24 protein-coding genes and 2 tRNA genes are annotated in these 22,654 nt (G+C 68.0%); 18 read left to right on the top strand and 8 right to left on the bottom strand.

What is annotated here, in order from left to right; translation table 11 throughout:
* Positions 1–7 precede the first annotated feature (7 nt).
* The 3 genes from ACAG25_RS02270 (at position 8) to ACAG25_RS02260 (ending at position 2,246) form a co-directional block, all read left to right on the top strand.
* Positions 8–400, top strand: coding sequence for a holo-ACP synthase (locus ACAG25_RS02270; protein ID WP_370486648.1), 393 nt, complete (start codon positions 8–10; stop codon positions 398–400).
* Positions 401–426: 26 nt separating this feature from the next.
* Entirely contained in the window at positions 427–1,755 is a 1,329-nt protein-coding gene (locus ACAG25_RS02265; RefSeq protein ID WP_370486647.1) for a dipeptidase, read from the top strand.
* 89 nt (positions 1,756–1,844) lie between these two features.
* Positions 1,845–2,246: a hypothetical protein gene (locus ACAG25_RS02260; RefSeq protein ID WP_370486646.1), complete on the top strand. Its 402-nt coding sequence runs from the start codon at positions 1,845–1,847 to the stop codon at positions 2,244–2,246.
* Between the two features lie 26 nt (positions 2,247–2,272).
* On the opposite strand, the gene bcp is transcribed toward ACAG25_RS02260, so the two are convergent.
* On the bottom strand, positions 2,273–2,746 hold the full coding sequence (bcp, locus tag ACAG25_RS02255) for a thioredoxin-dependent thiol peroxidase (RefSeq protein ID WP_370486645.1): 474 nt from the start codon (positions 2,744–2,746) through the stop codon (positions 2,273–2,275).
* 98 nt (positions 2,747–2,844) lie between these two features.
* Between bcp and ACAG25_RS02250 the strand changes: the two genes are divergently transcribed.
* On the top strand, positions 2,845–3,069 hold the full coding sequence (locus ACAG25_RS02250) for a DUF3618 domain-containing protein (RefSeq protein ID WP_370486849.1): 225 nt from the start codon (positions 2,845–2,847) through the stop codon (positions 3,067–3,069).
* Between the two features lies 1 nt (position 3,070).
* Here the strand turns inward: ACAG25_RS02250 and ACAG25_RS02245 are convergent, their stop codons facing one another.
* The gene (locus ACAG25_RS02245) at positions 3,071–3,241 is read right to left on the bottom strand and encodes a hypothetical protein (RefSeq protein ID WP_370486644.1); all 171 of its coding nucleotides are present in this window, start codon (positions 3,239–3,241) and stop codon (positions 3,071–3,073) included.
* Positions 3,242–3,577: 336 nt separating this feature from the next.
* Here ACAG25_RS02245 and ACAG25_RS02240 point away from each other — a divergent pair, with 336 nt between their 5' ends.
* Complete coding sequence (locus tag ACAG25_RS02240; protein WP_370486643.1) at positions 3,578–3,961, top strand: hypothetical protein; 384 nt, start codon at positions 3,578–3,580, stop codon at positions 3,959–3,961.
* 56 nt (positions 3,962–4,017) lie between these two features.
* Here the strand turns inward: ACAG25_RS02240 and ACAG25_RS02235 are convergent.
* Positions 4,018–4,093 (bottom strand) — tRNA-Lys (locus ACAG25_RS02235).
* A 158-nt stretch (positions 4,094–4,251) separates the two neighbouring features.
* Here ACAG25_RS02235 and ACAG25_RS02230 point away from each other — a divergent pair.
* The gene (locus ACAG25_RS02230) at positions 4,252–5,466 is read left to right on the top strand and encodes an Ig-like domain-containing protein (RefSeq protein ID WP_370486642.1); all 1,215 of its coding nucleotides are present in this window, start codon (positions 4,252–4,254) and stop codon (positions 5,464–5,466) included.
* Positions 5,467–5,524: 58 nt separating this feature from the next.
* On the opposite strand, the gene ACAG25_RS02225 is transcribed toward ACAG25_RS02230, so the two are convergent.
* Positions 5,525–5,597: transfer RNA gene (locus ACAG25_RS02225), tRNA-His, on the bottom strand.
* Positions 5,598–5,625: 28 nt separating this feature from the next.
* Entirely contained in the window at positions 5,626–6,273 is a 648-nt protein-coding gene (orn, locus tag ACAG25_RS02220; protein ID WP_370486641.1) for an oligoribonuclease, read from the bottom strand.
* Between the two features lie 287 nt (positions 6,274–6,560).
* Here orn and ACAG25_RS02215 point away from each other — a divergent pair, with 287 nt between their 5' ends.
* A complete protein-coding gene (locus tag ACAG25_RS02215; protein WP_370486640.1) occupies positions 6,561–7,631 on the top strand; it encodes an IS110 family transposase in 1,071 nt (356 codons plus the stop codon).
* 14 nt (positions 7,632–7,645) lie between these two features.
* Positions 7,646–9,223: a helicase HerA-like domain-containing protein gene (locus tag ACAG25_RS02210; protein ID WP_370486639.1), complete on the top strand. Its 1,578-nt coding sequence runs from the start codon at positions 7,646–7,648 to the stop codon at positions 9,221–9,223.
* A 5-nt stretch (positions 9,224–9,228) separates the two neighbouring features.
* On the opposite strand, the gene cmrA is transcribed toward ACAG25_RS02210, so the two are convergent.
* Complete coding sequence (gene cmrA, locus ACAG25_RS02205; protein ID WP_370486638.1) at positions 9,229–10,035, bottom strand: mycolate reductase CmrA; 807 nt, start codon at positions 10,033–10,035, stop codon at positions 9,229–9,231.
* 25 nt (positions 10,036–10,060) lie between these two features.
* On the opposite strand from cmrA, the gene ACAG25_RS02200 reads away from it, so the two are divergent.
* On the top strand, positions 10,061–11,386 hold the full coding sequence (locus ACAG25_RS02200) for an MFS transporter (RefSeq protein WP_370486637.1): 1,326 nt from the start codon (positions 10,061–10,063) through the stop codon (positions 11,384–11,386).
* Here ACAG25_RS02200 and ACAG25_RS02195 read toward each other — a convergent pair.
* The gene (locus ACAG25_RS02195; protein WP_370486636.1) at positions 11,383–12,156 is read right to left on the bottom strand and encodes an MmpS family transport accessory protein; all 774 of its coding nucleotides are present in this window, start codon (positions 12,154–12,156) and stop codon (positions 11,383–11,385) included. The two genes, ACAG25_RS02200 and ACAG25_RS02195, sit on opposite strands and share 4 nt — an antisense overlap.
* Positions 12,157–12,293: 137 nt before the next feature.
* Between ACAG25_RS02195 and ACAG25_RS02190 the strand changes: the two genes are divergently transcribed.
* From ACAG25_RS02190 to ACAG25_RS02180, 3 genes are all read left to right on the top strand, one after another.
* Entirely contained in the window at positions 12,294–14,141 is a 1,848-nt protein-coding gene (locus ACAG25_RS02190) for an alpha/beta hydrolase family protein (RefSeq protein ID WP_370486848.1), read from the top strand.
* A 79-nt stretch (positions 14,142–14,220) separates the two neighbouring features.
* Positions 14,221–14,430 (top strand): hypothetical protein, encoded by a 210-nt coding sequence (locus tag ACAG25_RS02185; RefSeq protein ID WP_370486635.1) that lies wholly within the window; start codon positions 14,221–14,223, stop codon positions 14,428–14,430.
* A 36-nt stretch (positions 14,431–14,466) separates the two neighbouring features.
* Positions 14,467–14,622 carry a hypothetical protein gene (locus ACAG25_RS02180; RefSeq protein WP_370486634.1) on the top strand — a complete coding sequence of 52 codons (156 nt, stop codon included), beginning with the start codon at positions 14,467–14,469 and terminating at the stop codon, positions 14,620–14,622.
* On the opposite strand, the gene ACAG25_RS02175 is transcribed toward ACAG25_RS02180, so the two are convergent.
* The gene (locus ACAG25_RS02175) at positions 14,619–15,245 is read right to left on the bottom strand and encodes a TetR/AcrR family transcriptional regulator (protein ID WP_370486847.1); all 627 of its coding nucleotides are present in this window, start codon (positions 15,243–15,245) and stop codon (positions 14,619–14,621) included. The genes ACAG25_RS02180 and ACAG25_RS02175 overlap by 4 nt on opposite strands.
* Positions 15,246–15,343: 98 nt before the next feature.
* Between ACAG25_RS02175 and ACAG25_RS02170 the strand changes: the two genes are divergently transcribed.
* The 6 genes from ACAG25_RS02170 to pdhA all read left to right on the top strand — a co-directional run bounded on the left by ACAG25_RS02170 (position 15,344) and on the right by pdhA (position 22,652).
* On the top strand, positions 15,344–16,894 hold the full coding sequence (locus ACAG25_RS02170) for a carboxyl transferase domain-containing protein (protein ID WP_370486633.1): 1,551 nt from the start codon (positions 15,344–15,346) through the stop codon (positions 16,892–16,894).
* 7 nt (positions 16,895–16,901) lie between these two features.
* Positions 16,902–18,896, top strand: a complete 1,995-nt coding sequence (locus ACAG25_RS02165; protein ID WP_370486632.1) for a biotin carboxylase N-terminal domain-containing protein — start codon at positions 16,902–16,904, stop codon at positions 18,894–18,896.
* Positions 18,893–20,053 carry an acyl-CoA dehydrogenase family protein gene (locus tag ACAG25_RS02160; RefSeq protein ID WP_370486631.1) on the top strand — a complete coding sequence of 387 codons (1,161 nt, stop codon included), beginning with the start codon at positions 18,893–18,895 and terminating at the stop codon, positions 20,051–20,053. The genes ACAG25_RS02165 and ACAG25_RS02160 overlap by 4 nt, the downstream gene beginning before the upstream one ends.
* Positions 20,050–20,550 carry a MaoC family dehydratase gene (locus ACAG25_RS02155; RefSeq protein ID WP_370486630.1) on the top strand — a complete coding sequence of 167 codons (501 nt, stop codon included), beginning with the start codon at positions 20,050–20,052 and terminating at the stop codon, positions 20,548–20,550. The genes ACAG25_RS02160 and ACAG25_RS02155 overlap by 4 nt, the downstream gene beginning before the upstream one ends.
* Entirely contained in the window at positions 20,547–21,350 is an 804-nt protein-coding gene (locus ACAG25_RS02150) for a CoA ester lyase (protein WP_370486629.1), read from the top strand. Before ACAG25_RS02155 ends, ACAG25_RS02150 begins: the two co-directional genes overlap by 4 nt.
* A 216-nt stretch (positions 21,351–21,566) precedes the next feature.
* Positions 21,567–22,652, top strand: coding sequence for a pyruvate dehydrogenase (acetyl-transferring) E1 component subunit alpha (pdhA, locus tag ACAG25_RS02145; protein ID WP_370486628.1), 1,086 nt, complete (start codon positions 21,567–21,569; stop codon positions 22,650–22,652).
* Positions 22,653–22,654: the final 2 nt, after the last annotated feature.

Below are 22,654 nucleotides of genomic sequence, written 5' to 3'. Positions count from 1 at the left end.
GCGGCCCGTGGCCATCGTCGGGATAGGCATCGATCTCGTTTCCATACCGGAGTTCGCCGAGCAGGTGGACCGTCCCGGGACCGTGTTCGCCGAGACGTTCACGCCCGGGGAGCGGCGCGACGCCGCCGACAAGAGTTCGTCGGCGGCGCGCCACCTCGCGGCGCGCTGGGCGGCCAAGGAGGCGGTGATCAAGGCCTGGTCGGGATCGCGGTTCTCGAAGCGGCCGGTGCTGCCGGAGGCGATCCACCGCGACATCGAGGTGATCACCGACATGTGGGGACGGCCGCGGGTGCGGTTGTCCGGGGCGGTGGCCGAGCACCTCAAAGAGGTGACCATCCACCTGTCGCTGACCCATGAGGCCGATACCGCCGCGGCGGTCGCGGTCCTCGAGGAACGCTGAGGTCCCGCGGGGCTAACCTCGTCGGTATGACCGATCTGATCGCCCGCGTCCGCGAAGTCCTGCCCGATGTGCGGGCCGACCTCGAGGATCTGGTGCGGATCGAGTCCGTGTGGGCCGACCCGGCGCGGCGACCGGAGGTCGTGCGCAGCGCCGAAGCGGTCTCGAAACTGTTGTCCGAGGCCGGGTTCGACGACGTCCGCACGGTCGCCGAGGGCGGCGCTCCGGCGGTCATCGCCCGGTACCCGGCACCTCCGGGCGCACCCACGGTGCTGCTCTATGCCCACCACGACGTCCAGCCCGAAGGCGATGCCGCCCAATGGCACTCGCCTCCGTTCGAACCGACCGAGCGCGACGGTCGCCTCTACGGCCGCGGCACCGCCGACGACAAGGCCGGCATCGCAACACATCTGGCCGCGTTCCGCGCCCACGGCGGGAAGCCGCCGGTCGGGGTGACGGTGTTCGTGGAGGGCGAGGAGGAGTCCGGCTCACCGTCGCTGTCACGGCTGCTCACCGCGCACCGCGACCTGCTGGCCGCCGACGTCATCGTCATCGCCGACTCCGACAACTGGAGCACCGAGATCCCGTCGTTGACCGTGTCGCTACGTGGCCTCGCCGACTGCATCGTCGAGGTGGCCACCCTCGACCACGGCCTGCACTCCGGGATGTGGGGCGGGGTGGTGCCCGACGCGCTCACCGTTCTGGTGCGGCTGCTCGCCGGTCTGCACGACGACAACGGCGACGTCGCGGTCGCGGGACTGCACGAGTCCACAGCCGCTGACGTCGTCTACCCGCCGGAACGCGTGCGCGCCGACACCGGTCTGCTCGACGGGGTGCGCGAGATCGGCACGGGCTCGGTGGCGCAACGTCTTTGGGCGAAACCGGCGATCACCGTGATCGGCATCGACACCACCTCGATCGCGCAGTCGTCGAACACGCTGATCCCGCGGGCACGGGCCAAGATCAGCATGCGCGTCGCCCCGGGAGGGGACGCCGCCGAACACCTGGCCGCGCTGACCCGGCACCTGCAGGAGAACACCCCGTGGGGCGCGCAGGTCACCGTCACGCCGGGTGATCTGGGGCAGCCGTATGCGATCGACGCCACCGGTCCCGTCTACGACGCTGCGCGCGAGGCGTTCCGGGAGGCCTGGGGGCACGACGCCGTCGACACCGGCGTCGGCGGCTCGATCCCGTTCATCGCCGAGTTCGCGCGTGCCTTCCCCGACGCCAAGATTCTGGTCACCGGCGTCGAGGATCCCGACACCCAGGCCCACAGCATCAACGAGAGCCTCGATCTGGGCGTGTTGGAGCGGGCTGCCACCGCCGAGGCGTTGCTGCTGGCCAAACTCGCGCACTGACGCCCGAAGTCGAGGGTTTTCCCCGATTCGTCGGTGCTGTCGCGGTGCTAATTTGAGCGCCATTCGTCCCGGCGAGTGGGGGAGTGATCATGAACCGAGCGTCACCACAGCTCGCTGCGCCGCCGCGGCACCACCGACAGCGCATCAGGACCGTCGTGTCCGGGATCGCAGCTGGTTGCGCGCTCTTCGGCGCGGCAGCGGGACTGGCTGCGCCGGCATCGGCAGAGCCGATCGACGGCACGTACACCGCGATCATCAGCGGCCCGGTGTCGTCGATGAATCAGATGTGGACATTCACGTCCTGCGGGCCCGACTGCAGGATCATGGACAACGGCGGGGCGGTCAAGGAACTGCGGTTGCTGGGCAACACCTGGACCTTCTCCAAGACCGAGGACGGCGTCGTCTGTAAGACAACCATCGATGCGACCACCCTGGCCGGCTCGACCGGGTGCGGTTTCATGATGTTCGGAGTGCAGCTGATCAGACCCTGACCCGGTCAGAGCCCAACTGTGAAGCGCTAGACCGACAGATCGCGTCGTAGCTTCGCGACGTGACCGGTGGCCCGAACGTTGTACTGCGCCACCGCGATCCGGCCCTCCTCGTCGACGAGGAAGGTGGAGCGGATGACACCCTGGACCGTCTTGCCGTACATCGTCTTCTCGCCGAAGGCGCCCCATGCCGTGAGCACCTTGCGCTCGGGGTCGGACAGCAGCGGGAAGGTCAACTGTTCCTTGTCGCGGAACTTGGCCAGCTTCTCGGGCTTGTCGGGGGAGATGCCGATGACGTCGAGGCCGGCCTCGTTGAGTTCGGCGAGGTTGTCACGGAAGTCGCAGGCCTGTTTGGTGCATCCGGGAGTCGACGCGGCCGGGTAGAAGTACACGACGACTTTGCGCCCCCGGTAGTCCGACAGGTTGACGGTGTTGCCGTCGGCGTCGGGAAGGCTGAACTCGGGCGCCTTGTCGCCGGCTTGGAGCCGAGGGGTCTGCGGCATTGTGCGTGTCCTCCGATCAGTCGGCCGGCCGCCACGGTGCGGCCCGGCTGATCTAGGGTAGTTCGGCAGCACTGGTGAACACCGACGTGGAGGCAGACGTGGCGGATCGAGATCCCGACACCATCAAGGCCGAGATCGACCAGGCTCGTGACCAGCTGGCGGTGACCGTCGACAGTCTGGCCGCCCGGGCAAACCCGCAACGCGTGGCCGCCGACGTGAAGGCGGGGCTGGTGCGATTCATCAAGCAGCCGCCGGTGGTGCTCACCATCGCCGGCGTCGGAGTGCTGGTGCTGGTTCTGAAGGTGCGCGCGCGTCGCCTCTGACTCAGCGCCGGCGCCCCGCCCGAAGCCAGGAGGGCAACGAGAACCCGGGTGGATTGGCCACCCGCCCCAAACGGCTGCAGCTACGCACTGCGGTCGGCTGCTGACCGTCGGTGCCGTCCACCGCGTCCCCGACCACGATCGTCGATGAGATCAGATCGCCGCGCCCTGCCATCAGCTAATTTCCTCAATCCTTGAGCCGTGTCCCGATCCATACCGTCACGAGACTCTTCAGCTAACTCAGACCTTAACACTGCCGACTCCTAATACCCAGCACACCGGCGGTCCAACCTCAGAATTGCTCGACGGCCGTTACTGTTCGCTGCGTATTCCCCCAGCCCGGCGGCGGTACCGGAGTGTGTGTTCCAGCACAGACCGTGAGCTTTGCCGACCCTAACACTTCCGATCGACGCACAGGTCAATTTCGAGATCGATGACGGTGGCGTCCCGGCGACTCGCCGGCGTCCTTTACGCTGACGGCTGATTTCCCGACGAGCAAAGGAGAGGCGCCATGGCGTGGTTTTTGGCCCTGCAAGGATCGCAGCAGTCCAGCCACCAGACGTCGGTCTACGAACTGCAGGACTCCACCGATGTCGATCAGCTGGCCCAGGAGCTCGTCAGCGCTGTCTCGTTGGACCGTGTCGTCCCGGTTCCGGCCATGCTGCCCCAGAACGCCAGGAAGCGGCAGAAGGTCACCCTGTATGTCCGTCCGGCGGCGTGGGCGATGTGGACCTTCTACGAACTCTCGGAGGAGGATCGGCGCGCCCTGATGCGGGAGAACCCACTCATGCAGGCGCTGCAGCAGCATCAGCGCGAGACCCACGGCCAGCCCGGTCCCGCGGCGGCCAATCCGCTGCTGGGTCAGCAACCCGGTCCGGGCACCATGCGGCTGTAGACCGGCAGACGAAACGAAGAAACCCCGTTCGGATGAACGGGGTTTCTTTCGTCGTATGGTGCGCCGTCAGGGTTTCGAACCCCGGACCCGCTGATTAAGAGTCAGCTGCTCTACCAACTGAGCTAACGGCGCGCGTGTGAGACAATAACAGCCTCGTGGCGCGAGCGGAAATCGCCTCGTCCACGGGTTACATCGGCGACGTCGCGGTCGCACGCCATGTCCGAAATCAACCGTAGAATCGACGCCAACGATTCCGTTGGGTGTGTGTGCGTATGCGAGGTGACAGTTCTATGTGGCAGGTCAAGACAGCGAGCCGGCGACGACGCGCGTGGTTTGCGACCATGGCCGTGATCCCGGCGATGCTCCTGGGCCTGACCGCCTGCGGTGCGGGCGGTCAGAACGCCGAACCGCAGACCATCAGCGACAAAGGCACTCCCTATGGCGATCTGCTCGTCCCGCGCCTGACGTCCTCGGTCGAGGACGGGGCCGTCGGCGTGAGCGTCGACTCTCCGGTGACGGTGAGTGCCGAATTCGGTGTCCTCGGCGCGGTGTCGATGGTCAACGAGAGCGGCAAGGCCGTGAAGGGCAAGCTGTCGGGTGACGGGTTGAAGTGGGAGACCGCCGAGCCGCTCGGTTACAACAAGAGCTACACGCTGACCGCGGAGTCGCTCGGTCTGGGCGGGGTGACCACCCGCGAGATGACGTTCGAGACGCACTCGCCCGAGAACCTCACGATGCCGTACGTCTCACCGATGCAGGGCGAGGTCGTCGGTGTGGGCCAACCGGTGGCGATCCGGTTCGACGAGAACATCCCCAACCGGCTCGCCGCGCAGCGTGCCATCACGGTCAAGACCGAGCCCCCGGTGGAGGGCGCCTTCTACTGGCTGAACAACCGCGAGGTCCGTTGGCGTCCGGCGGACTACTGGAAGCCCGGCACCAAGGTCGACGTGCAGGTCGACACCTACGGTGTGGACCTCGGTGACGGCCTGTTCGGCCAGGACAACGTGTCGACCAGTTTCACCATCGGCGACCAGGTCATCACCACCATCGACGACAACACCAAGACGCTGACCATGCGCCGCAACGGCGAGGTGGTCAAGACCATGCCGGTGTCGATGGGCAAGAACAGCACGCCCACCAACAACGGGGTGTACATCGTCGGTGACCGCCGCTCCCACATGGTGATGGATTCCTCGACCTACGGCGTACCGGTGAACTCGGCCAACGGCTACCGCACCGAGGTCGACTGGGCCACCCAGATCTCCTACAGCGGCATCTACGTCCACGCGGCGCCGTGGTCGGTGGGCAGCCAGGGCAACAGCAACGTCAGCCACGGCTGCATCAACGTCAGCACCAGCAACGGCAAGTGGTTCTACGACAACTCCAAGCGCGGCGACATCGTCGAGATCGTCAACACGGTGGGCACCACCCTGCCGGGCACCGACGGCCTGGGGGACTGGAACATCCCGTGGGAGACGTGGAAGGCCGGCAACGCCAACCTGTAACAGGACCCTGAAAGCGGAAACGCCGTCTACCTGAGTAGACGGCGTTTCCCCTATTCGGGGTGGCTGACGGGACTCGAACCCGCGACAGCCAGGATCACAACCTGGTGCTCTACCAACTGAACTACAGCCACCATCGCCGCGTGAAGCGGCCTCGCCATACTAGCCGCTGTTGTCCTGCGATTCCGAATCAGGATCGGTTTGCGCCGGCGGTGTCGGCCCCAGCTGCGCCGCGACCGCGGCGATCTCGCTGGTCGAGGGCCCCGGCTGGGCGACGAACGCGGTCTGCCGGTAGTAACGCAATTCACGGATCGACTCGTGGATGTCGGCCAGTGCCCGGTGCGCGAGCCCCTTGTCGGGCTGACCGAAATAGATCCGGGGATACCACCGGCGGCAGAGCTCTTTGATGGAGCTGACGTCGATCATCCGGTAGTGCAGGTAGTCGTCGAGCTTGGGCATGTCGCGAGCGATGAAGCCGCGGTCGGTGGCGATCGAGTTGCCCGCCAGCGGGGCCGTCTTGGCCTGTTTGACGTGCTGCTGGATGTAGTCGAGCACCATCGCCTCGGCGGTGGGCACATCGACTGTGGAGGCGCGGACCTCGTCGACCAGACCGGACTTGGCGTGCATCTGGGCGACCACGTCGATCATCGACGACAGCGAGTCCTCGGGGGCGTGGATGACCACGTCGAGGCCGTCACCGAGGATGTTCAGCTCGGAATCGGTCACGAGCACCGCGATCTCGATGAGCCGGTCGGACTTGAGGTCCAGGCCGGTCATCTCGCAATCGATCCACACCAGTTCATCGCGCACAGCGCTCAACATTAAGCCAGCCGTCGACACCGCACGCCGAACACCTGCCGTTTTCGGGTGAAGTGATGAGTAGGGTGCCCTCAGTGTCAGGGTGAGGTCACCGCTTCTTGCGGTGGTTGGATCCTTTACACCTGGTGTCTGGCTCGTAGGGTGCCTGCCGCCTCCGGGTTGGCGAGCATGCGTTTTGTCGGCATCAGGTGTGAAGGACCGGCCGGCGTGACTTGATAGGAGCGTGGCATCGCCCCCACTGAGGTATGTCCGCCGACCGGCCCAACCGTCACCTCACAGTGAAGGAGGCAACCACCATGGTTGTTGTTGGAGCCGATGTACACAAGCGCACGCATACCTTTGTCGCGGTCAACGATGCGGGTCGCGAGCTCGCCGAGAAGACCGTTCAAGCGATCACCGTCGGGCATGCCGAGGCAGTTATGTGGGCCCGCGAACAGTTCGGGGGCGATGTCGTCTGGGCGATCGAGGATTGCCGGCATTTGTCTGCGCGTCTGGAACGTGACCTGCTGGCGTTGGGGCAGAAGGTGGTGCGGGTGCCGCCGAAGTTGATGGCCCAGACCCGGGCCTCGGCACGGACCCGCGGCAAGTCCGATCCGATCGACGCATTGGCGGTGGCGCGGGGATTCCTACGTGAACCGGACCTTCCGGTGGCCTCTCATGACGAGGTGTCGCGGGAACTGAAGCTGTTGGTGGATCGCCGCGAAGTCCTTGTGGCGCAACGGACGGCGACCATCAATCGGTTGTTGTGGCGGGTCCATGAGCTCGATCCCGAGCGTGCACCCAAAGCTCGCTCGTTGGATCTGGCCAAGCATCGGGGGCTGCTGGGTGATTGGCTGGACACCCAAACCGGAATCGTGGCCGAGTTAGCCCGCGACGAGTTGGCCGACATCACCCGTCTCACCGAGACGATCAATGCGTTGGCCAAACGTATAGGTGAACGCGTGCGTAAGGTCGCGCCGGTCTTGCTGGCCATGCCGGGCTGTGGGGAGCTGACCGCGGCCAAACTGGTCGGTGAGGCCGCCGGGGTCACCCGGTTCAAAAGCGAGGCGGCCTTCGCCCGTCACGCCGGGGTGGCGCCGGTGCCGGTGTGGTCGGGCAACACCCGCGGACGGGTCCGGATGACCCGCTCGGGCAACCGTCAACTCAACACCGCCCTGCACCGCATCGCAGTCACCCAGATCCGTCTCGACGGCCTGGGTCAGGCCTACTACCGCCACCGCTTGGCCCAAGGAGACTCCACCACCGAAGCCCTGCGCTGCCTCAAACGCCGCCTGGCACGAGTCGTCTTCGGCCACCTCCACACAGACCACAACAACCGTCAAGAGCCTTGCCAACTGGCAGCGGCTTGACATAGGAGAAACCCATGTCGACCGATGCCGCCGCTGCGATCGCTGCGGGTTATGCCACCGAGAAAGCGGCGCTGGAACTCGGCAGCGTCGTGATCGACGGGGTCTGCGACCCCGCGGCGCGGGTGCGCATCCCGCTGTCGACGCTCAACCGGCACGGGCTGGTCGCCGGTGCCACCGGCACCGGCAAGACGAAGTCGCTGCAGTTGATCGCCGAACAACTGTCCGCGGCCGGCGTGCCGGTCCTGATGGCCGACGTCAAGGGGGACCTGTCCGGGTTGTCGCGCCCGGGACAGGGCAACGACAGCATCACCGCGCGGGCCGCCGACACCGCCGACGAGTGGACGCCGACGGCCCACCCCGTCGAGTTCCTGGCGCTGGGCACTGGAGGGCTGGGCGTTCCGGTCCGCGCCGCCATCAGCAGCTTCGGGCCGATCCTGTTGTCGAAAGTGCTGGGCCTGAACAAGACTCAAGAGTCCACCCTCGGACTCATCTTCCACTGGGCCGATCAGCAGGGCCTGCCGCTGTTGGACCTGAAGGATCTGCGGTCGGTCATCCAGTACCTGACCAGCGACGAGGGCAAGCCGCAGCTCAAGGCGCTGGGCGCGGTCTCGACCTCGACGGCCGGGGTGATCCTGCGGGCGTTGGTCAACCTCGAAGCCGAGGGGGCCGACACCTTCTTCGGGGAACCCGAACTCGAACCCGAGGATCTGTTGCGCGTCGACGCCGACGGCCGGGGCGTAATCACCCTGCTCGAACTCGGCAGCCAGGCCACCCGCCCGGTGATGTTCTCGACGTTCCTGATGTGGGTGCTCGCCGACTTGTTCACCTCGCTGCCCGAGGTCGGCGACCTCGACAAACCCAAGCTCGTCTTCGTCTTCGACGAGGCGCACCTGCTCTTCTCTGACGCCTCAAAGGCGTTCCTCGAGCAGGTCGAGCAGACCGTGAAGCTGATCCGGTCCAAGGGTGTCGGCGTGCTGTTCTGCACCCAGCTGCCGACCGACATCCCGAAAGAGGTGCTCAGTCAACTCGGCGCCCGAATCCAGCACGCACTGCGCGCCTTCACCCCCGACGATCACAAGGCTTTGACGAAAACGGTGCGGACCTACCCGAAAACCGATGTCTACGACCTGGAGTCGACGTTGACGTCGTTGGGCATCGGTGAGGCCGTCGTGACGGTGCTCAACGAGAAGGGCATCCCCACGCCCGTCGCGTGGACGCGCATGCGCGCCCCGCGTTCCCTGATGGACACCATCGGCACCGACGCGATTGCCGCTGCGGCACAGGCGAGTCCGCTGCAGGCGCGGTACGGCCAGACCATCGATCGGGAGTCGGCCTACGAGCGGCTGGCCGCCAAGCTGGCGCCCCCGCCTGCCGAGCTGCCGGCACCGGCCGGGGAATTGCCGCCGCCGATCTACGTGCCGCCCTACGACATCCCGCCAATGCCGCCGCCCGCGCCCGACGGACCGGGCTTCTTCGACAAGGTGATGGACAGCCCGGCCTTCAAGAGCGCCATGCGCTCAGCGGGCACGGTGATCGGGCGGGAGATAACGCGCAGCATCTTCGGCACGGGCCGCCGCCGCGGGCGGCGCTGACCGGGTCAGTCGCCGGCGAGTTTCTTGTACACCGCACCGACGATGGGTGCCACGATCGAGCGCGGTGCGTAGCCGCTGGCGGCCGACATGGCCTTCGACGTCAGGCCCGGCACGACCCGCATCTTGTTGCGGTCCAGACCGTCCAGCGACACCTTCGCGGTGTAGTGGGTGTCGATCCACAGGAAATCCGGGATGATCCGCTCGACCAGCGACCGTTCCTCGGGATCGGGCAACTCCGTGCGCACCGGACCGGGCGCCAGCACCGTGACGTGCACACCGGCCGACTTCAGTTCGCCGCGCAGCGATTCACTGAACGTGTTGACGAACGCCTTGGTGGCGGCGTAGGTCGCGTTGTTGGGGATCGGGGAGTTCCCGGCCGCCGAGCCGGAGATCAGGATGCCGCCGGCGCGCCGCTCGACCATGCCGGGCAGCACCGCCAGCACCAGGTCGTGGACGCCGAGCACGTTGAGCTGCACCTGTTTGCGCTCCTCGGCGGGATCCAGCGCGGCCACCGGGCCGAAGGTCGCGGTGCCGGCGTTGGCGCACAGGATGGAGATGTCGCGGGTGGCCAACTCGTCGCACAGGGACTGACGGTCCGCGGGATCGGCGAGGTCGACCGCGCGGACCTCGACGGTCACGCCGTACTGGGCACGCAGGCGCTCGGCGAGGTCGTCGAGCACTTCCTGTCGGCGCGCGGTGATTATCAGGTGGTGACCACGGGCCGCGAGCTCGATGGCCAGCGCTTCGCCGATGTTCTGCGATGCACCGGTGACCACCGCACGGGCCTCCGCACGGGGAGCGGGAACTGGCATGGGCCGGACTATATCGTGGGCAGCCATGAGCCAACCGCGTCCGGTCCGGCCACTCGCCGGCGGCGGGATGCGGTCCCGCATCCTGGCGTGGGCGCTGTGGGATTTCGGCGCCACGGCCGTCAACGCGATCGTCGTGACGTTCGTGTTCTCGGTGTATCTGACCCGCGGTGTCGGTGACGACCTGCCGGGGGACACCAGCCCGGCCAGCTGGCTGGGCCGCGCGCTCGGCCTCGCCGGGCTGGCGGTCGCGCTGCTGGCGCCGGTGACCGGTGTCTGGGTCAACGCGCCGGCCCGTCGCCGGCGGGCGCTGGCGGTCCTGACCGGCCTGGTGGTGACGTTCACCGCGTTGATGAGCCTGATCCGTGACGATCACCGCTACCTGTGGCCGGGTCTGGTCCTGCTCGCCTGTACCGCGGCGTGCAGCGAACTGGCCACCGTGCCCTACAACGCGATGCTGCGTCAGCTGTCCGTCCCGCACAACTCCGGCCGAATCTCCGGATTCGGTTTGGGGCTGGGCTATTTCGGCAGTGTGCTGGCTCTGCTGGTGGTCTATCTCGGCTTCGTCTCCGGGGAGGGGGACACGCGGGGACTGCTGGGCCTGCCCGCCGCCGACGGCCAGAACATCCGCGCGGCCATGCTGCTGATCGCGGCCTGGTTCGCGTTGTTCGCGTTGCCGCTGCTGATCTCGAAGCCCCCGCCGACGCCGGCGGTGTCGGAGCCCGAGCCCCCGCGCGGTGTGCTCAGCGCCTACCGCAGGCTGTGGGCCGACGTCCGCAGTGAGTGGCGCCGGGACCGCAATGTCATCTACTACCTGGGCGCCAGTGCGATCTTCCGGGACGGCCTGACCGGTGTCTTCACATTCGGCGCGGTGCTCGGCGTCGGTGTCTACGGCGTGTCCGAAGCCGATGTCCTGCTGTTCGGCGTCGCGGCCAGCGTCGTGGCCGCGCTCGGGGCGTTCGTGGGCGGCCGGGTCGACGACCGCGTCGGGTCCAAGCGCGTCATCGTCGTGTCGTTGTCGGCGATGATCATCACCGGGGCGACGTTGGGGACGTTGTCGGGGGTCCTGGCGTTCTGGGTGTGCGGGCTGCTGTTGTGTCTGTTCATCGGGCCGACGCTGTCCTCCGCGCGAACCCTCATGCTGCGCATGGCGGCCGAGGGCAAGGAGGGGATGGCGTTCGGGTTGTACACCACCGCCGGTCGCGCTGCGACGTTCCTGGCCCCGTGGCTGTTCTCGCTGTTCATCGACATCTTCGACAGCGAACGCGCCGGTCTGGCCGGGCTGGTGCTGGTGTTGGTGCTCGGACTGCTGGCCCTACTCGGGGTGCGCGCCCCGCATGTGCGCCACGGCTAGGAGATGCCGCTGCAGATCGTCAGTCCGGCGCCGGTGCGTTCCTGCACCACGGTCCCGTCGACGGTGATCGAGCACGTGACCTCGCGGCCGACGTTGATGATGCTGACGCTGGCCGATTCGGCACCCGGCTGCGGCAGCGCGACTTCCTTGCTCCACGGCAGCATCACATTGAACTCGGTGCCGAGCAGACCGTTGGAGTCCACGTAGCTGATGTTGATCGCGCGTCCGGTGCCGCTGACCGTGTAGACGACGGTGTCGGTGGGTCCCGGCGGCGCGCTCGGCGTCGTTCTGGGCGTGGTGGGGACGGTCGGGACCGGCAGGGCGGGCGTGGTCGGTCGCCGCGGCGACGTCGTCGTGGTGGGGGCCGGTCGGCTGGGTGTGGTGAAGCTCGGCTCCGGCGGGCCCGGTACGGGTGCCATCACCGTCTCCTGCCGGGAGCTGTTGACGATCACCAGGGCGATGACCAGACCGACGACGGTGACCACCGCGACACCGGCGACCACCCACAGCCAGCGGGGTGATTTCGGGCCGTCCGGTTCGGGCGGCTCGAACCCCGGACCGGGCCGGTACTGGTTGGTGGCGTAGGGGTCGTAACCGTAGGGCTGGTAGGGCATCTGCTCGGTCGGCGGCGGCTGGTAGGGCGCGCCGTACGGCGTCTGGCTGGCGTAGGCCGGGTCCGGGTAGCCCGGGTAGGTCCCGTACGGCGGCACGGGGGGATCCTGGCGTCCCTGAGGTCCCCATTGATCCCCGCGCGACGATGAATCCGTCATGCCCACCTCATGCGTGCAGGGTACCCGTGCAGCCGGGACGGGCGGCTGTGCATGGCGGGCCCCTCGGCACGCGCCGACCCGACCGGGCACAATCGGAGACCGTGGCACACCAGGTTCGCCGGGTTTACGGGGCGTCGATGTCGCCAGACGCCACCGCGTTCGCCCACCTCGTCGACGACGGCGGCTTCCCGCGCGCCGTGCAGCGCTTCCTGCGCGGGTGGCGCGCCACCTCGTCGCGCGACGTGGAGCTGCCGGTCGAGGGTCCGGTGACCCGGGTGATGCACTCGGCCGACGGTCACTGGCTGGCCTGCCAGGTGGCGCCCGACGGTGGCACCCGCAGCCAGATCTGGGTCGTGACAACCGATCCCGACGACCGGGATGCGCGCCGGATCGACTCCTGGCCGTCGGGTGCCGAAGGCACCGCCGAGCTGATCAACTGGGACGGCACGCTGGTCGCCGCGATCCTCACCGGTGACGACGGTGTGGGCAGCTCGTGTCTGATCGATCCGACCGACGGCACCACCACGGTCCTGGATCGGCGGTCCGGCGGTCGGCTGGTCGACGCGTGGGGCGGAGCAGCGCTGGTGCGGGTGGGTCCGCGGGGATACCGCGAGCTGATCATGCTGCGCGCTCAGACCGAGACGGCGCTGCTGCCCTTCGACCCGGGGTCGACCACCGACGCCGGGATCATCCTCGACGATCACAGCCCGCGCCGGTTGCGCTCGGGCCCGGAGGGCGAGGTCACCGAGCTGTACCACCCGGCCCGGGATTACGACGCCGACAGCACCGAGGGGTATGTGCGCGCGCTGGTGCGCAGCGAGAACGGCGCCGAGTACGCGCGTCTGCTCGAGGTCACCGTGACCGCCGACGGCGTCGCCTACCACGTGGTGGCCGAACGTCCGGGCTACGAGCTCGACGAGTTCACCGTCTCCGACGACCTGTCGACCGTGGCGATCCTGTGGAACCTGCACGGCGCCAGCGAGTTACAGATACTCGACCTGCTCGACAACACGCTGCACGAGCCGATCCCACTGCCCGGCGGCATGGTCGCCAGCGAGTTGAGCATCAGCGCGGGCGGCTCCATGCTCGCGCTCACCGTCGAAGGCCCCGCCAAACCGCCGACGGTGGAACTGGTCGACCCCAGGACCGGTGAATGGGAACCCATCGACCGCGAACCGAGCAGTGGTCCCGTCTCGGCCGACCCCACCCTCGAGACGGTGGTCGCCCGCGACGGTATGGAGATCACCGGCTGGCTGTTCTGTCCGCCGCCGGAGGTCCCGAGAATCGGCGCCATGCTGTTCCTGCACGGCGGGCCCGAAGGGCAGGGACGACCCGGGTACAACGAGTTCTTCCCCGGTCTCGTCGACGCGGGCATCGTGGTGTTCCTGCCCAACGTGCGCGGCTCGGGCGGCTTCGGCCGCACGTTCATGCATGCCGACGACCGGGAGAAGCGGTTCGCGGCCATCGACGACGTCGCCGATGCCGCGCAGTTCCTCGTCGACAACGGTCACGCCCCGGCCGGGCGCGTCGCGTGCTGTGGATGGTCCTACGGCGGGTATCTCACCCAGGCGGCGCTGGCTTTCCATCCCGACGAGTTCGCCGCAGGTATCAGCATCTGCGGGATGAGCGACCTGAACACCTGGTACCGCACCACCGAGCAGTGGATCGCCGCGGCCGCGTACCCGATCTACGGGCACCCCGTCAGCGACCGGGACCTGCTCGAGGAACTGTCGCCGCTGCCGCGCGCGGAAGCCATCACCGCACCGCTGCTGCTGGTGCACGGCCTCAACGACACCAACGTGCCACCCACCGAGTCGCAGCAGATGTACGACGCGCTGGTCGAACTGGGCCGTGACCCGTCATTGCTGTTGTTCGACGACGACGGTCACGAGATCGACAAGCGCGAGAACCGCGCGGTGCTACGCAAAGCCATCCTGGACTTCTTGACCGACGCGTTCGCCGACTCACCTGATCTTGTTCGATGATCTTGGTTTGAGGAAATTAGCCCCCGGGTAAAACCTTGCTGCACGTCACAAACGACGCGCAGACGGATGGAGGCACGGCATGCGAGGCATTCTCGGCATCATCGTTCTCGTCTGGTTGTTGATCGGTGTTTTCGCGGCCTACCAACGTGATTACTTCAGCCAGGTGGAGGGGCAGGCCAACTGCGCCACCGCCGGCAGCATCGCGTTGACCGTGGTCGCGGGACCGCTGAACTACGCGGGTGTCAATCCGAAAGTCACCGATTGTGAAGTCCCGCAACCCAGTCAGTAATCCGCTGATTGGATCAAGTCGACGAATGGAGTGACCATGATCGTCCTGGGCGCGATCCTGTTGATTATCGGTCTTCTGACCGGCATCTCGATCCTCACCTACATCGGAGTCGTGCTCCTGGTCATCGGTGCGGTGTTCTGGATCCTCGGCTCGGTCGGCCGTCCGGTCGGCGGCAGGAAAGTCTGGTATTAGCCGCTACGGCGGGATAATTCGGCCGAGGTCAGCGCCGCGACCGTCATCGCTCTGAGGACGGTCCGGGAGCTGACCTCGGCTGTTTTCGTCATGCCCGGCTTGACGCTGTGCGCCGTGGAGTTCAGCAGACCGAACGCGGCGTGGGCCATCAGCCGGGCGTCGTTTTCCGACAGTTGCCCGTCGCGCCGGCGCAGCACGTCGACCCAGATCTCCACGTACTGGCGCTGCGCCCGCCGTACCTGGCGCTTGGCACTCGGCGGCAGATTGCCCAGGTCGCGGTCCTGGATCCGGATCAGGTCGGACTCGCCCAGCGCGAAATCCAGATGGAAGTCGATCAGCACGCTCAACGCCGTCTCGGCATCGGTCGCGTGTGCCATCACCTCGCGCGCACCGGCCAGCAATCGCGTGCTGATGCCGACGAGCAACTCCGCCAGAAGCGCCTCCTTGTTCGGGAAGTGCCGGTAGATGGCTGGACCGCTGACGCCCGCAGCGGCCCCGATGTCCTCCAATCGCACCGCGAGATAACCGTTTTCGGCGATCAGCCGCTCAGCGGCGGCGATCAGCTGCCCTCGGCGATCCGACTTGGCTCTGCTGCGCGCAGAGGCGGTGTCCGCAGTGGCCATGTTGAGCGCCTCCGTGCCGATGGTGGACATCCGTAGTTAATGATGATTAACATACCATCCGGTTAGTCGTCGTTAACTCAATCGGAATGGGTGACCGGATGGCAGCGCGGGCCGCACACCGTGACGATCACGTCGCACTCGTCGACCAGTTGCGTTCCAAACTGGCTGCCGCCGCTCTCGGCGGCCCGGAGCGGGCGCGGGAACGACACGTCTCACGTGGCAAGTTGTTGCCGCGCGAGCGCGTCGACGGCCTGCTCGACCCGGGCAGCCCGTTCCTGGAGATCGCGGCACTGGCCGCCGACGGCATGTACGGCGACGAATGTCCCGGTGCCGGCATGATCGCCGGGATCGGCCGGGTGTCGGGCCGCGAGGTGATGATCGTCGCGAACGACGCCACGGTCAAAGGCGGCACCTACTACCCGATCACGGTGAAAAAGCACCTGCGCGCCCAGGAGATCGCCGCGCAGAACCGGCTGCCGTGCGTGTATCTCGTCGACTCGGGCGGCGCGTTCCTGCCCCGCCAGGACGAGGTGTTCCCCGACCGCGAGCACTTCGGCCGGATCTTCTACAACCAGGCGACGATGAGCGCCGCCGGCATCGCGCAGATCGCGGCGGTGCTGGGCTCGTGCACGGCCGGCGGAGCCTACGTGCCGGCGATGAGTGACGAAGCGGTCATCGTGCGGAACCAGGGCACGATCTTCCTCGGCGGTCCGCCGCTGGTGAAGGCGGCCACCGGCGAAGTGGTCAGCGCCGAGGACCTGGGTGGCGGCGACCTGCACTCCAAGGTCTCCGGCGTCACCGACCATCTGGCGCACGACGACCGCGACGCGCTGCGGATCGTGCGCAACATCGTGGCCACCCTCGCGCCGCGCGCCGAACCTCCGTGGGAGGTCGTTCCCACCGTCGATCCGGTCGCCGACCAGGACGAGCTCTACGACGTCGTGCCCGTCGATTCGCGCGTCCCCTACGACGTGCACGAGGTGATCACCCGGATCGTCGACGGCGGCGAATTCTCGGAGTTCAAGGCCAACTACGGCACGACGTTGGTCACGGGCTTCGCACGCATCCACGGTCATCCGGTGGGCATCGTCGCCAACAACGGGGTGTTGTTCGGCGAATCCGCGGTCAAGGGCGCACATTTCATCGAGCTGTGCGACAAGCGCCTCGTGCCGCTGCTGTTCCTGCAGAACATCAGCGGCTTCATGGTGGGGCGGGACTACGAGGCCGGCGGCATCGCCAAACACGGCGCCAAGATGGTCACCGCGGTGGCGTGTGCCCGGGTGCCCAAGCTGACCGTGGTCATCGGCGGCTCCTACGGCGCGGGCAACTACTCGATGTGCGGCCGCGCGTACTCCCCGCGGTTCCTCTGGATGTGGCCCAACGCGCGGATCTCGGTGATGGGTGGCGAGCAGGCGGCATCGGTGCTGGCCACCGTGCGCGGGGACATGAGCGCCGAGGAGGAAGAGGCCTTCAAGGCGCCGATCCGTGCCCAGTACGAGGAGCAGGGCAACCCGTACTACTCGACCGCGCGGCTCTGGGACGACGGGGTCATCGACCCCGCCGACACCAGAACCGTTGTCGGACTGGCTCTCTCGGTCGCTGCGCAGGCGCCGGTGGAGCCGGTGTCCTACGGCGTCTTCAGGATGTGATCCGGCGATGACAGACAACTTCTTCGACACCGTGCTGGTGGCCAACCGTGGGGAGATCGCGGTGCGCGTGATCCGCACGCTGCGCCGGCTCGGCATCCGTTCGGTCGCGGTGTTCAGCGACGCCGACGCCGACGCCCGCCACGTCGCCGAAGCCGACGTCGCGGTGCGGCTCGGACCGGCACCGGCGCGACAGAGCTACCTGTCCATCGACGCCCTGATGTCGGCGATCGAACGCACCGGCGCCCAGGCCGTCCACCCCGGATACGGATTCCTCTCGGAGAACGCGCAATTCGCTGAGGCGCTGGAGCGGGCAGGTGTGCGGTTCATCGGTCCGCCGGCCTCGGCCATCCGCACCATGGGCGACAAGATCTCGGCCAAGGCCGCGGTGTCGGAGTTCGGCGTGCCTGTGGTGCCGGGGATCTCGCGCCCGGGGTTGACCGATGACGACCTGATCGCCGGTGCGGCCGAGGTCGGGTTCCCGGTGCTGGTCAAGCCGTCGGCCGGGGGCGGCGGCAAAGGCATGCGGGTGGTGCACGACGCCGGTGAGCTGCCCGCCGCGCTCACCTCGGCGCGGCGCGAAGCCGCGTCGGCGTTCGGCGACGACACCCTGTTCATCGAACGGTTCGTGCTCAACCCGCGCCACATCGAAGTGCAGGTGCTCGCCGACCGGCACGGCAACGTCGTACATCTGGGTGAACGCGAATGCAGCCTGCAGCGCCGACACCAGAAGGTGATCGAGGAGGCGCCGTCCCCGCTGCTCGACGAGGCGACCCGGGCCCGCATCGGTGCGGCCGCCTGCGACACTGCCCGCAGCGTCGACTACACCGGCGCCGGCACCGTCGAGTTCATCGTCTCCGCGGATCGGCCGGACGAGTTCTTCTTCATGGAGATGAACACCCGGCTGCAGGTCGAGCACCCGGTCACCGAGATGGTCACCGGCTATGACCTCGTCGAGCAGCAGGTGCGCATCGCGGCGGGGGAGAAGCTGGCGATCGGCCAGGACGACATCGCGCTCACCGGGCACGCCATCGAGGCGCGTGTCTACGCCGAGGACCCGGGCCGACAGTTCCTGCCCACCGGCGGCCAGGTCGTCGGGTTGCGTGAGCCTGCCGGCCCCGGTGTGCGCGTCGACTCCGGCCTGCGCGTCGGCACCGTCGTGGGCAGCGACTACGACCCGATGTTGTCGAAGGTCATCGCCCACGGCGAGGACCGCCGCGCCGCCTTGCGGGCACTCGACGCGGCGCTGGCGGGCACCGCGGTGCTCGGCGTCACCACCAATGTCGAGTTCCTGCGGTTCCTGCTGGCCGACGCCGACGTGGTCGCCGGCCGGCTCGACACCGGTCTGCTCGACCGGCGCATGCCCGACTTCGCCCCGGCGCGTGTCCACGACGACGACCTGATCGCCGCGGCCGCCCACCGCTGGTTGCGCAGCTGGCCCGCCACGCAGAGCAGCCCGTGGGAGGTGCCGTCGGGATGGCGCATCGCCGGGTCGGCTCCGATCACCGTGCGGCTACGCGCCGGCGACCGCACCGAGCACGTGTCGTTGACCGGAACCCCCGAGGCCGCCACGGCCAGGATCGAGAACGGCGAACCACGTTCGCTCAGAGCTACTTTGGACGGTGACCGGCTCGCCGTGACACTCGACGGGCTGCGCACCGACTACCTGGTCGCCGGGCACGGTGAGCAGTTGTGGCTGGCCGGCGCGGACCGGGTGACCATGGTCGAAGAGGTCCGGGAAGCCCCGGTGCGCCCCGACGACGCCCACAGCGGCGACGCCGAACTGACGTCGCCGATGCCCGGCACCGTGGTCGCGGTCGGCGTCGAGGACGGCGCCGCGGTGACGGCGGGAACCGTCGTCGTCACCGTCGAGGCGATGAAAATGGAACATGCACTTTCCGCGCCCGTCGACGGCGTGGTGGAACTGCTCGCCGAGGCCGGCGCGCAGGTGAAGGTGGGTCAGGTCCTGGCCCGGATCACGGCAAGCGAGGAGCCCGCATCATGAGCAATTTCTTGGCCACCGGGACACTTCCCGACCATTACGACCAGCTGGCCAAGACGGTCCGCGAGTTCGCCCAGACCGTCGTGGCCCCGGTGTCGGCCAAACACGACGAAGAGCACTCGTTCCCCTACGAGGTGGTCGCCGGCATGGCCGACATGGGGTTGTTCGGACTGCCCTTCCCCGAGGAGTACGGCGGCATGGGCGGCGACTACTTCGCCCTGTGCCTGGCGCTGGAAGAACTCGGCAAGGTCGACCAGAGCGTGGCGATCACCCTCGAAGCCGGGGTCTCGCTGGGCGCGATGCCGGTGTACCGGTTCGGCACCGAGCAGCAGAAGCAGGAGTGGCTGCCGCTGCTGGCCTCGGGCAAGGCGCTGGGCGCGTTCGGGCTGACCGAGGCCGGCGGCGGCAGCGACGCCGGGGCGACCCGCACCAGTGCGAAGCTGGACGACGGCCACTGGGTGATCAACGGGTCCAAACAGTTCATCACCAACTCCGGCACCGACATCACCAAGCTCGTCACCGTCACCGCCGTGACCGGCGAACGGGACGGCAAGAAGGAGATCTCGGCGATCCTGGTGCCCGTGCCCACGCCCGGCTTCACCGCCGAACCGGCCTACAACAAGGTCGGCTGGAACGCCAGCGACACGCATCCGCTGACCTTCGACGACGTGCGCGTGCCCGAGGAGAACCTGCTCGGGGAGCGTGGCCGCGGCTACGCGAACTTCCTGCGCATCCTCGACGAGGGCCGCATCGCGATCGCCGCCCTGTCGGTGGGCGCCGCGCAGGGCTGTGTGGACGAGAGCGTGAAGTACGCCAAGGAGCGGGAGGCGTTCGGCCGCCCGATCGGCACCAACCAGGCCATCGCGTTCAAGATCGCGCGGATGGAGGCGCGGGCCCACGCCGCGCGCACCGCGTACTACGACGCCGCAGCACTGATGTTGTCCGGCAAGCCGTTCAAGAAGGCCGCGGCGGTGGCCAAGCTGGTGGCCAGCGAGGCGGCCATGGACAACGCCCGCGACGCCACCCAGATCTTCGGCGGCTACGGTTTCATGAACGAATACCCCGTCGCCCGGCACTACCGCGACAGCAAGATCCTCGAAATCGGCGAGGGGACAACGGAGGTGCAGTTGATGCTGATCGGAAGGGAGCTGGGCCTGTGAGCGGCGAAACCGCGAAGAAGATCATCGTCCAGCGCGGACTGTGGTTCGAGGAGTTCGAGATCGGTGTGGTGTACCAGCATCGGCCCGGGCGCACGATCACCGAGGCCGACAACGTGCTGTTCACCACGCTGACGATGAACACCCAGGCCCTGCATCTGGATGCCGCGTTCTCCGATGCGCTGCCACCGTTCAACGCGCGGCTGGTGAACTCGATGTTCACGTTGTCGACGTTGGTGGGACTGTCGGTCACGCAGCTGACCCAGGGCACGATCGTCGGCAACCTCGGATTCTCCGAGATCGCTTTCCCCAAGCCGCTGTTCCACGGTGACACCCTCTACGCCGAAACCGAGATCACCGACAAGCGGGAGTCCAAGAGCCGCCCCGGTGAGGGGATCGTCACGTTCGCGCACACCGGCCGCAACCAGCACGGCGACATCGTGGCCACGGCGTCCCGCAAGACGATGGTGCGCAAGCGTCCGCAGGAGGAGACCCCATGACGTTCGCATCGGGCCCCGGCTGGCTGTTCTGTCCGGCGGACCGTCCGGAACGGTTCGAGAAGGCCGCTGCCGCAGCCGATGTCGTGATCCTGGATCTGGAGGACGGGGTCGCGGCCAAGGATCGCGAAGCGGCCCGCAAGGCGCTGATCGACACGCCCCTCGACCCGGATCGCACCGTGGTGCGCGTCAACCCCGTCACCACCGACGACCATCGACTCGACCTCGAGGCGCTCGATGCCACGAAGTACACGAAGGTGATGCTCGCCAAGACCGAGTCCGCTGAGCAGGTGGCCTCGTTGGCGCCGCGCCAGGTGGTGGTGCTGGTCGAGACACCGCTCGGCGCGCTGACGGTGACCTCTGCGGCCAGTTGCGACAACGCGTTCGCCGTGATGTGGGGCGCGGAGGATCTGTTCGCGGCGACCGGGGGCACCGCCAATCGGTGGCCCGACGGCAGCTACCGCGACGTCGCGCAACACGTGCGGTCCCAGAGCCTGCTGGCCGCCAAGGCGTACGGCCGACTGGCGCTGGACTCGGTCTACCTGGACATCAAGGACCTCGACGGTCTGCGCGCCGAGAGCGACGACGCCGTCGCCGTCGGTTTCGACGCCAAGGTCGCGATCCATCCCACCCAGGTGTCGGTGATCCGGTCTGCCTATGCGCCGACCGAGGAGCAGATCGACTGGGCGCGGCGCGTCCTCGAGACCGCGCGCACCGAACGCGGTGTGTTCCAGTTCGAAGGCCAGATGGTCGACATGCCCGTGCTGCGCCGGGCAGAACGGATCGTCGCGCTGGCGCCCTGACGGCACGCCCGGCGCTGTGTTGTGGCCTGGTTCACACTTCGTGGGCATACTGGTGGTGCCCCAGCGCCACGACGGGTGGAGCGCCACGTCGAGCCGATGCCACATCCCGGTGTTCGGCCGACACCCCCACACCCGGGGGTTGATTCGACCGTCGCCGCGCTGAGCACCTCAGTCGTCTGACGGCGCGATCCGCCGCCAGTGGCCACAGGAGGCGGTATGGCTGGATGGTCGACGTTCGCCGAACTCGGTGAGCCGATACAACTGATCGCGCCGGACGGCGCCCCGACCGGTGAAGCCCGATACCGACGAGACCTCCCCCCGGAAACCCTGGCCTGGCTCTACGAGTCGATGGTCCTCACCCGGGAACTCGACACCGAATTCGTCAACCTGCAGCGGCAGGGTGAGCTCGCGTTGTTCGCGTCCTGCCGCGGGCAGGAGGCCGCCCAGGTCGGTGCGGCGGCGTGCCTGCGCAAGACCGACTGGCTGTTCCCGCAGTACCGCGAACTGGGCGCGTTCCTGGTGCGAGCGATCCCGCCGGCGCACCTCGCAGCGCTGTGGCGGGGCAGCTGGCACGGTGGCCTGGGTTTCACCGACCGGTGCGTGGCGCCGGTGGCGATACCCATCGGTACCCATGCACTCCACGCCGTCGGAGCAGCGATGGCCGCCCAGCGGCTGGACGAGAACTCGGTCACCGTGGCGTTCTTCGGCGACGGCGCCACCTCCACCGGCGACGTGCACGAGGCGCTCAACTTCGCGGCGGTGTTCGGTGTCCCGTGCGTGTTCTTCGTGCAGAACAACCAGTGGGCCATCTCGGTGCCGGTCGAACGGCAACACGCCGGTCCGACGCTGGCCCAGCGTGCCCTCGGCTACGGCATGCCCGCGGAGCGCGTCGACGGTAACGACGTCCTGGCCTGTTACGCGGTGATGGAGCAGGCCGCCACCCGGGCGCGGGGCGAGGGCGGCCCCACCTTCGTCGAGGCGGTGACCTACCGGATGGGGCCGCACACCACCTCCGACGACCCGAGCCGGTACCGCTCCGACGACGACGTCGAGCGCTGGCGCGCACGGGATCCCATCGCCCGCTACCGCACCTATCTGGAGAGCAGCGGGGTATGGACCGCGCGGCTCGAAGACCGGGTGCGCCGGCGCGCGCAACGGATGCGCACCGAGCTGCGCGACGCGGTGATCGGCGCACCCGACCCCGACATCGGCGAGGTCTTCGACACGGTGTACCACGACATCACCCCAGAGGTGGCGCGTCAGCGTGACCAGCTGCTGGCCGAGCTGGCGAAGGAGGCCTGAGC

Origin of the sequence: Mycobacterium sp. pV006 (genome assembly GCF_041287115.1) — a bacterium.
Taxonomy (GTDB): domain Bacteria; phylum Actinomycetota; class Actinomycetes; order Mycobacteriales; family Mycobacteriaceae; genus Mycobacterium.
This window is presented reverse-complemented; position numbering and strand designations above follow the sequence as displayed.